This window comes from Trabulsiella odontotermitis, from assembly GCF_001297775.1.
Lineage (GTDB): Bacteria > Pseudomonadota > Gammaproteobacteria > Enterobacterales > Enterobacteriaceae > Trabulsiella > Trabulsiella odontotermitis.
The window spans coordinates 209,065-219,081 of the sequence record NZ_LIFX01000009.1 but is presented as its reverse complement, the minus strand read 5'-3'; the positions used below and the strand labels follow the sequence as shown (position 1 = coordinate 219,081).

Here is a 10,017-nt window from a genome sequence, read left to right as displayed (position 1 = left end):
AAACCCTTTCATTATCAGGATCCTTTCCCCCTGGCAAAGGATGACACCGAATACTATCTCCTCAGCCCCGATTATGTCTCTGTCGCAGAATTTGAAGGGCAGGAGATCCTCAAAGTAGACCCGCAGGCGCTGACGCTCCTCGCGCAACACGCTTTCCACGATGCCTCTTTTATGTTGCGTCCGGCGCATCAGCAGCAGGTCGCCGATATCCTGAACGACCCGGATGCCAGCGAGAACGACAAATACGTCGCGCTGCAGTTCCTGCGTAACTCGGAAATCGCCGCGAAGGGCATTCTGCCGACCTGTCAGGACACCGGCACCGCCATCATCACCGGTAAAAAAGGCCAGCGCGTCTGGACCGGCGGCGGCGATGAAGCGGCGCTGGCCCGCGGGGTGTACAACACCTATATCGAAGACAATCTGCGTTACTCGCAGAACGCCGCGCTGGACATGTATAAAGAGGTTAACACCGGCACCAACCTGCCGGCGCAGATTGACCTCTACAGCGTGGACGGCGACGAGTACAAATTCCTCTGCATCGCCAAAGGTGGTGGCTCGGCCAACAAAACCTATCTGTATCAGGAAACCAAAGCGCTGCTGACGCCGGGTAAACTGAAAAACTATCTGGTTGAGAAGATGCGCACGCTGGGGACCGCGGCCTGCCCGCCGTACCATATTGCGTTTGTCATTGGCGGCACCTCGGCGGAAGCCACGCTGAAAACCGTCAAACTCGCCTCGACCAAATACTATGACGGTCTGCCGCTGGAAGGTAACGAGCACGGCCAGGCGTTCCGCGACGTACAACTGGAAAAAGAGTTGCTGGAAGAGGCGCAGAACCTCGGCCTCGGCGCGCAGTTTGGCGGTAAATATTTCGCGCATGATATCCGCGTGATCCGTCTGCCGCGCCACGGCGCCTCCTGCCCGGTCGGCATGGGCGTTTCCTGTTCGGCGGACCGCAACATCAAGGCGAAGATTAACCGTCACGGTATCTGGCTGGAAAAACTGGAAGACAATCCGGGCAAATACATCCCGGAAGCGCTGCGTAAGGCGGGCGAGGGTGAAGCAGTACGTGTGGATCTGAACCGCCCGATGAATGAAATCCTCAAACAACTGTCGCAGTACCCGGTATCCACGCGCCTGTCGCTGACCGGCACCATTATCGTCGGGCGCGATATCGCCCACGCGAAGCTGAAAGAGCGGATGGATAAAGGCGAAGGGCTGCCGCAGTACATCAAGGATCACCCTATCTACTACGCCGGTCCGGCCAAAACCCCGGCAGGGTATGCTTCCGGCTCGCTGGGGCCAACCACCGCAGGGCGGATGGATTCCTACGTGAATCAGCTTCAGTCGGAAGGCGGCAGCATGATCATGCTGGCGAAAGGCAACCGCAGCCAGCAGGTGACCGACGCGTGCCATAAGCACGGCGGTTTCTATCTTGGCAGCATCGGTGGTCCGGCAGCGGTACTGGCGCAGGGCAGCATTAAGAGCCTGGAGTGTGTGGAGTACCCGGAACTGGGGATGGAAGCTATCTGGAAAATCGAGGTGGAAGATTTCCCGGCGTTCATCCTGGTGGATGATAAAGGCAACGACTTCTTCCAGCAGATCCAGTCATCGCAGTGCACGCGCTGCGTGAAGTGATCAACAGGCCGGGTAAGGCGATAGCCGCCACCCGGCATTTTTAAGAGCGCACAAAGCGCCATGCAGTCATTCTGAATCACGCAATACTTTATCCTGGCTGGCATGTGAGCAATGCCCCTGACTTCATTGTTATCAAGGAGAAAGTAATGACAACGTTACGCCGCGAAAAAGATTCCATGGGCGCGATTGACGTCCCGGCAGATAAACTGTGGGGCGCGCAAACTCAGCGTTCGCTGGAGCATTTTCGTATCTCAACGGAGAAGATGCCGACCGCATTGATCCACGCACTGGCGCTGACCAAACGGGCAGCGGCAAAAGTGAATCAGGATTTGCACCTGCTGGCCGATGAAAAAGCCGGGGCGATTATCGCTGCCGCGGATGAAGTGCTGGCTGGTAAACATGCAGACGAATTTCCGCTGGCTATCTGGCAGACCGGTTCCGGCACCCAGAGCAACATGAACATGAATGAGGTGCTGGCGAACCGCGCCAGTGAACTGCTCGGCGGCATTCGCGGTATGGAGCGGAAAATCCACCCCAACGACGACGTCAATAAAAGCCAGAGTTCTAACGACGTTTTCCCGACGGCCATGCACGTGGCCGCGGTGATTGCTCTCAACGAGCAGTTGCTGCCTCAACTGAAAGTGCTGAAAAAAACGCTGAGCGATAAATCCGCCGCGTTTGCTGACATCGTCAAAATTGGCCGTACGCATCTGCAGGATGCCACGCCGCTGACCCTCGGGCAGGAGTTTTCCGGCTGGGTGGCGATGCTGGAGCACAACCTGAAGCATATCGAATTAAGCCTGCCGCATCTGAGCGAACTGGCGCTGGGCGGCACGGCGGTGGGCACCGGGCTGAACACGCACCCGGAATATGCCGTACGCGTGGCAAAAGAGCTGGCATCGCTCAGCGGGCAGCCATTTATTACTGCGCCGAATAAGTTTGAAGCGCTGGCAACCTGCGACGCGCTGGTGCATGCCCACGGCGCGCTGAAAGGGCTGGCGGCGTCGCTGATGAAAATCGCCAATGACGTGCGCTGGCTGGCCTCCGGTCCGCGCTGCGGCATCGGGGAAATTGCCATTCCGGAAAATGAGCCCGGTTCGTCAATCATGCCCGGTAAAGTCAACCCGACGCAGTGTGAAGCGATGACGATGCTGTGCTGCCAGGTAATGGGTAACGATGTGGCGGTGAATATGGGCGGCGCGTCCGGTAACTTCGAACTTAACGTCTATCGTCCGATGGTGATCCACAACTTCCTGCAGTCTGTCCGTCTGCTGGCCGACGGCATGGAGAGCTTCAACGAGCATTGCGCGGTGGGTATCGAGCCGAACCGTGAGCGAATCAATCAGTTGCTGAATGAATCGCTGATGCTGGTGACGGCGCTCAACACTCACATCGGTTACGATAAAGCGGCGGAAATCGCCAAGAAAGCGCATAAAGAGGGGCTGACCCTGAAAGCGTCTGCGCTGGCGCTCGGTTACCTCAGCGCCGACGAGTTCGACAGCTGGGTGCGCCCGCAAGAGATGGTCGGCAGCATGGACGTTAATCGCTAGCCAGATACAGGTGCAGCCGTGGGATCATCAGCGTCAGCGGTTGTGCCTGTGGTTTATAGCGGTACTGAATATTCTCTGCATCATAATTCAGCAGTTCACCGATATCCGGCACGCTAACACCGCGCGTGCTGGTCATCAGGGCAATCATCGGGCTAGGGCAGGCGTACTGCACCTGTTTTTGCTCGCCCGCATACCAGACGCGGGCGACAGGCTGTACTTTCACCGGTCGCTTGATTTTCAGTTTCGCGCGCTGCGGCAGGGCGGCGATATCCTTATACTCTTTCTCCAGTTTCGCCTGCCATTGTTCCCGCGTCCACGGCGCCACGGCGCGCGGCGCACTCAGGCTTTTCTCCAGCTGTTTCAGCACCTCGTCACGAGTCAGATTTTTGATGAAATGCTTGTTCGCCCAACCAAAACGTAGTGTGCTCGGGTCGTTCAGTAGCGTCAGCGAACGATAGGCGCTGAGGGTGAGCAGTCCGGGCAAATAACGGTGCACCCACTCAAAGCGGGCGGCGGAGGGCAGACCGGATTCCACCGTCACGATCGTTTCAAACGCGGCTTTCAGGGTATTGATATGCGTGATGCGTGCTGTCAGCTGTGCTCGCTGCTCCTCGCTGGTCTGAAAACAGAGCACCCCCGGCAGGCGAACCGCGGCCTTGCTGCTGCGCCTCTCAGATTGTTGCTGAATAAACAGATGGCTGAAATGAGCGAGCGCCGTATCACGCGCCTCCTGGCCGATCAGTTGCGTCACCTGAATCTGCGACAGCGGGGCATGCTCGTCTTCTTTGCTGATTTCCGGCAGAACAAACACCCGCGCCGCCAGCAGTCGACAGTCGGTAAGATCGTCACGGAAGGCGGCCAGTTCACGTTCTAACTGGCGGAAGGTATCGGTCAGCCGTTCAACAAGATCGTAGTGCATCGTCATGCCCTTCATTAGTTACAACATACTAAATATCGGCTGAGTATACGCACAGGTCAGCATTTGTGCAAACCAGTGTCAGGTAAGGGCAGAAAGGGGAATGTGATGGTAAACCGGCCAGCTGAAACTGAACCTCGCGCCGCCAAGATGGCTCGGGTCGCAGGCCACATCGCCGGACATCGCCTGGGCGATGGAATGCACAATCGCCAGTCCAAGGCCGCAACCGCCTGTCGCCCGGTCACGGCTCGGATCAAGACGAACAAACGGTTCGAACACGCGTTCGCGTTCATTTGGCGCAATACCCGGACCATCATCTTCAACGCACAGCGTGGCGCGGGAACCCTGTAACGTCAGGCTCACTTCAACGCGTTGATTACTGTAACGCAGTGCGTTATTGACCAGATTATCGAGTACACGCTCCATCAGGCGCATATCCAGCGCGCCATAATCGCCGTGATTCAGTTGCGACAACGCGACAGCCCGCTGAGGATTCACCGACTGAATATCTTCGATATGCGCGCCGATCCACAGCGGTAAATCGGGGGTGGTCAGTGTCAGCTCGTTCTGCGGGCGGTCGAGGCGGGCGTAGGTCAGCAATTCTTCAATCAGCCCTTCGAGCTGGCTGATATCGCGGTTAAGCGCCTGGGATTCAGCTTCATCCAGATTCTCGCTCATTTCCAGACGATAACGCAGACGCACCAGCGGTGTTCGCAGTTCGTGGGCAATGCCGTCGATCAATTGCTTTTTACTGGCGATCAGCGTGTTGATGTTGTCGGCCATCTGGTTGAAGGTCACGCCGAGCCGCTGGAAGCTGGACATATTGTCAAAATGAATACGTTCGGCAAGGTGTCCTTCGCCGAAACGCTGGGCAGCGGCTTCCAGTCGCAGCATGTCCTGCCAGTGCGGGCGCATCCAGACGAATACCGGGAACGCCAGCGAAACGGCAATCAGCGCCATCAATGCCATGTCCAGCAGGCGCATTTCATGCAGAAAATAGAGATAGGGCACCGGGCCGACCGCCAGCACGTAATGGCTGCGCGGGATGCGCTGAATGAACGTGTACTGATCGTCCAGCGCCACGATATCGCCACCGCGTAAATGTTTCATGGCGATGTCGTTCAACTGGAACTTATTGAGCGGCTCCACGCGCAAGTCAAAAGAGAGGTTGAAATCCATCTCTTTCAGGGTCTTGCTCCAGTCGCGCGGCGGGATTTCACGCAGTTCGCTGCGCATCAGGTACAGAGAGCTTTTCATCAGGTCGTCCAGCGACTGGCGTCCGGCCCGCTCGGCGGTAAATTTATAGACCAACCCGACCAGCATGGTCATCACCAGAAAGCAGACAAACAGCAGAAGGTAAAACTGAACGAACAGCTTTTTCATAGTGCGACCTGTAAAGTCATTGGGTCAGTTATCCCAGGCGTGGGGCGCGAAAAGATAGCCTTTATTGCGAACGGTTTTGATCCGGTACGGCTCCGTCGCGCTGTCGAGCAGTTTCTTGCGTAAGCGGGAAATCGCCACGTCAACGCTGCGATCCAGCCCGTCATAGGTCACACCGCGCAGGTTTTTCAGCAACGCGTCGCGATCCATAATTTGCCCGGCATGGGTTGCCAACTCCCAGAGCAGATCGAAATCGGCGGTTGAGAGCGCGATGTTTTCCCCGCTGAGGATCACCTGCCGGTTCACCGGGTCAATCGATAACGAACCAAAGCGCAGGGCTTTATGCGGGGTTAACGACGATGCCGTTGTCACCGTCGCAGGGGCGACACGTTGACGTAAATGCAATCGCAGACGCGCCAGCAGAACGGCGGGCGGCGTGGTTTTCAGGATGTAATCGCTGGCACCCATTTCCAGCGACAGAATATGGTTCATGTCGCTGTCGAGAGAGGTCAGCAGGACAATCGGTCCTTGCCACTGGTTGCGCAGATCACGACATAACGTCATGCCATCTTTGCCCGGCAACATGATGTCCAGCAACACGAGATCTGGCTTCTCGCGGGCGATAATCTCTTCTGCGCGATCCCCGCGCGGCTCAACGACAACATCCATATCATGCTTGCCCAGATAGGCGGCAATCAGCGCGCCAACGTCGGGATCATCTTCGACATAAACAATCTTGTTCATAATCTACATGCGCAACTAAAAAACGTAACATACACCCGCGGACAACCGGCTTCCATTAATCTTTTATAAACACAATGAATTCCGTTATGCTGCCGGTTCTTGTTATTTGAATGTTAAGGCAAAACGATGGGGCTGGTGATCAAGGCAGCGTTGGGTGCGCTGGTGGTGTTACTGATTGGCATACTGGCGAAAACCAAAAACTACTATATCGCCGGGCTAATCCCGTTATTTCCGACCTTTGCCCTGATCGCCCATTACATTGTGGCCAGCGAGCGGGGCACTGAAGCACTGCGCGCGACGATTGTTTTTGGCATGTGGTCAATCATTCCGTACTTTCTCTACCTGCTGTCGCTCTGGTATTTCACCGGCTTCTGGCGGCTTTCGTGGGCGCTGACCGGCGCTGTCGCCTGTTGGGGGCTCAGCGCCTGGCTGCTAATTGCCCTGTGGAGTCGCTTCCATTAACGCAGATGGCGACCGCCATCCACGGCGAAAGATCGTCCGGTCACAAAGCAACTGACCAGCAGATAATCGACCAGTTCGATAACCTCTTTCTCGCCCGGCGCGGTTTTCATCAGCGACTTATTCAGCGCCTGCTGCCGGTAGTCAGCATCGTCGCCTTCGTTAAACAGAATCAGCGAGGGAGCAATGGCGTTCACTTTTACTTCCGGTGCCATCTTCCGCGCAAACGAGCGGGTCATGTTATCCAGTGCCGCTTTGCTGGCAGCATAAGCGATATGCTTGTCGCTACCGCGTTCCACCACATAATCGGTGAAATGAATGATATCGCTGGCGGTGTGGCCGTGACCGCGCAGTAATCCTTCCAGTGCATGGTTGAGCAGATAGGGCGCATGAACGTGAATTTGCAGCATCGTGTTCAGCACCTCGCTCAGCGGGATGCCGCTCTTTTCTGCAACCCAGCCACTGGCATTATGCAGGATTGCACGCAGACCCTGTGGGGCGTGGCTTTTCACTGTATCTGCAAACGCCAGAATACCCGCGTCGGTGGAAAAGTCAGCCTGAAGGCAGAGTGCTCCGGCCTCACGTAATCCGTCGATGGCCGGGTATTCACTGCGGTAGCTGACGATAACGGACTGTTTCTGATTAATAAAATGGTGGGCAAGGGCGAGGCCGATACGACGACCTCCACCGGTGATGAGGATCGGGCGCTGTCGGGTGGTACCCATCAGTGTCTCCTTAGCGTTCAGCGACGGGGAAACACGGTTACCCCATCAGCATCCACGTTGCCGGGAAGGCGGCAACCAGTATAAAACCAATTAATGCCATTTCACGGCGTCTCAGCACCCCATCATGTTGATGCGTACGACGCGCGTAAAGAAAGACCAGTAACCCCGGCGCATACAGGACCACGGACAGCAGCAGATGCATCGGGCCGGAAGCATACAATAACCATAAGCCATAAATGCAGGCGCCGATACCTACCGCTTTATGCAGCGGACGGGTGGCGATTTTCAGCAGGAATGCGCCAACCAGAAAATAGGGCACGAGGATCATCTCTGAGGCGATGGTCAGCAGCGTGTTGTAGTCGGAGCCGGTCAGCCAGATCAGCACCAGACAGACCTGAACACTGATGTTGGTCAGCCACAGCGAGGCGGACGGTGCGTTATTTTTATTCTGCCGGGCAAAGATGCGCGGGAACGCCTTATGCGTCGCGGCCAGATAAGGCACTTCGGCCGCCATGATCGTCCAGCTCAGATAGGCGCCACACACCGAGACGATAAGCCCGGCGGCGATGATCACTTCACCCCAGGAGCCCATCATGTTCACCATCAGACCGGCCATTGACGGATTGCGCATGCCTGCCAGTTCCGGGCGGGCGACCACGCCCAGCGACAACAGCGTTACCAGCAGATAAACCGCCAGCGCAGAAAGCACTGCCAGCAACGTCGCGCGCCCGACATCATTCTTATTGCGCGCGCGGGCGGAGACCACCACAGCGCCTTCGACACCGATGAACACCCACAGTGTAATCAGCATGGTGTTTTTCACCTGTTCCCAGACCGGCACGCCGAGCGCAATGCCGCTGAAATCCAGACTGAACACGTCAAGGCGAAACGCCATCGCTGCCAGCACCACAAACAGCCCGAGCGGCAGCAGTTTTGCCAGCGTGGCGACCAGGTTGATGCTCGCCGCTGTCTGTACGCCGCGCAGGACAAGAAAATGCACGAACCACAGCAGCATTGACGCGCCGACGATCGACTGCCAGGTGTTGCCATCGCCAAACAGCCGCAGTTCCGGCGTATCGGTGAAGAAACTCAGCGCGGAAAAGACGATAACCAGATAGGAGACGTTGGCGATCACCGCGCACAGCCAGTATCCCCAGGCTGAGCAAAAGCCGATCAGCTCGCCAAACCCTTCGCGGGCATAGGTAAAAATGCCGCCGTCGAGGTCAGGGCGAATTCGCGTCAGTACCAGCATGGCAAAGGCGAGAAACAGGATCCCGACGCCGGTAATAACCCAGCCGATGAGCAGCGCTGCCGGGCTGGCCACGGCGGCCATGTTTTGCGGCAGACTGAACACGCCGGCACCCAGCATTGAGCTTAATACCAGAGCCGTTAGCGCGCTGAGACCTAGTTTCTTTTCCATGGGCATCCTGTGGCAGAAAATCGGGATGAAAGAATATTTATTGTGTGTAATCGCATAAACATGGTGGATTACGCTAAGGCGCGGGATTTTACGAAGAGTCTACGCTGCATGCAATGACGTATGCATAAAAAAATGAAAAAAGGCGGTAAAAACCGCCTTTTTGTGAAGGGTATTTGCTTATTTATACAGATCGGCGCTGATGGTCATATTGCCGCCACGTTCCTGCCACTGACGCGTGATGTGATAATACTTCGCGCCTTTTTTGGCCGCACGTTTGGCAACCTGGTAGGAGATTTCGCTCATGTTGCCGTAGTTGCCGGTAAACTTGATGCTGTCAAACGGAACCATTTGCGCTGCCGTAACTTTATTCACTTCTTCGATTTTCGTGCCATCCGGCAGGGTGACAGTGTAACGACCACCTTTAGAGGATTGCGTTTCGAAGAAACGACCTACGCCGGTTCCCATACCGACGGAAGCGGTGCTCGCCACGCCCGGGATTTCGACTTTCTTCGCTTCTTCACCGCCTTTCGCCAGGGCTGCGCGGCCTGCTTCGGAATCCGCCGGGATAGCATCCGGGCTCTGCAGAACACGTTTCTTCGCATCGGCTTTATAGATGAACGCCGTTACGCGCTGATTGCCGCCATCGTTCGCATCAACCTGACGCACAATAAAGAAGGACGCCGCACCTTTCGCTTTCGCAGCTTTGGTGATGGCATCGTTCACGTCCGGCTGGCTGCGGAAGAAACCCTGAACGGTGACAGTGTCAAAAGGCTCAAGCTCAACGGCCTGGTCTTTCGGCAGTTCGGTCACGCCGTTAATCACACGGTTTTCCGGTACGTCAGCTTTGCCTGCATCGCTCTTATAAAGGTCGGCAGTGACGCGCCAGTTGCCGCTGTTGCCAAAATCTGAGGTATCTACAACATAAAAAGAGGCCGCGCCTTCTTTATCCGCTTTGCGGGAAACTGCCTGTACCGCTTCGCCAATAGCATTAAAGCGGCCAGTGATCACAACGCGGTCGTAGGGCTTCAGTGCTGCCGCTTGCTCCGGGGTCAACTCGGTGGCTGCATTGGCTGACAGGGCAGTTGCAGACAGGAGTGCTGACGCCAGGAGTGTATACTTAAGCTTCATAAAAATAATCCTTCGCCTTGCGCAAACCAGATACTGGTAGTGTTGTTGAATAGAAAC

Annotated in this window: 9 protein-coding genes; 3 read left to right on the top strand and 6 right to left on the bottom strand. The window is 56.3% G+C overall.

From position 1 onward, the window contains the following. Together fumA and fumC are read left to right on the top strand one after the other, a co-directional pair. A partial coding sequence (gene fumA, locus AOY23_RS13830) for a class I fumarate hydratase FumA (RefSeq protein WP_072170928.1) occupies positions 1-1,638 on the top strand: 1,638 nt, incomplete at its 5' end. Positions 1,639-1,784: 146 nt separating this feature from the next. Continuing rightward, the gene (fumC, locus tag AOY23_RS13825; RefSeq protein ID WP_054180186.1) at positions 1,785-3,188 is read left to right on the top strand and encodes a class II fumarate hydratase; all 1,404 of its coding nucleotides are present in this window, start codon (positions 1,785-1,787) and stop codon (positions 3,186-3,188) included. Here the strand turns inward: fumC and tus are convergent. The 3 genes from tus to rstA form a co-directional block, all read right to left on the bottom strand. Beyond that, positions 3,178-4,107: a DNA replication terminus site-binding protein gene (gene tus / locus AOY23_RS13820; RefSeq protein ID WP_054180197.1), complete on the bottom strand. Its 930-nt coding sequence runs from the start codon at positions 4,105-4,107 to the stop codon at positions 3,178-3,180. The genes fumC and tus overlap by 11 nt on opposite strands. 78 nt (positions 4,108-4,185) lie before the next feature. Beyond that, positions 4,186-5,487: a two-component system sensor histidine kinase RstB gene (gene rstB / locus AOY23_RS13815; RefSeq protein WP_054180185.1), complete on the bottom strand. Its 1,302-nt coding sequence runs from the start codon at positions 5,485-5,487 to the stop codon at positions 4,186-4,188. 24 nt (positions 5,488-5,511) lie between these two features. Further along, positions 5,512-6,228: a two-component system response regulator RstA gene (rstA, locus tag AOY23_RS13810; protein WP_054180184.1), complete on the bottom strand. Its 717-nt coding sequence runs from the start codon at positions 6,226-6,228 to the stop codon at positions 5,512-5,514. Between the two features lie 126 nt (positions 6,229-6,354). On the opposite strand from rstA, the gene AOY23_RS13805 reads away from it, so the two are divergent. Beyond that, a complete protein-coding gene (locus tag AOY23_RS13805; RefSeq protein ID WP_054180183.1) occupies positions 6,355-6,690 on the top strand; it encodes a GlpM family protein in 336 nt (111 codons plus the stop codon). Here AOY23_RS13805 and folM read toward each other — a convergent pair. The 3 genes from folM to ydgH form a co-directional block, all read right to left on the bottom strand. Then, positions 6,687-7,412, bottom strand: a complete 726-nt coding sequence (folM, locus tag AOY23_RS13800; RefSeq protein ID WP_054180182.1) for a dihydromonapterin reductase — start codon at positions 7,410-7,412, stop codon at positions 6,687-6,689. The two genes, AOY23_RS13805 and folM, sit on opposite strands and share 4 nt — an antisense overlap. Positions 7,413-7,449: 37 nt before the next feature. Next, a complete protein-coding gene (locus tag AOY23_RS13795; RefSeq protein ID WP_054180181.1) occupies positions 7,450-8,832 on the bottom strand; it encodes an amino acid permease in 1,383 nt (460 codons plus the stop codon). A 177-nt stretch (positions 8,833-9,009) separates the two neighbouring features. Then, positions 9,010-9,960 (bottom strand): DUF1471 family protein YdgH, encoded by a 951-nt coding sequence (ydgH, locus tag AOY23_RS13790; RefSeq protein WP_054180180.1) that lies wholly within the window; start codon positions 9,958-9,960, stop codon positions 9,010-9,012. Positions 9,961-10,017 lie beyond the last annotated feature (57 nt).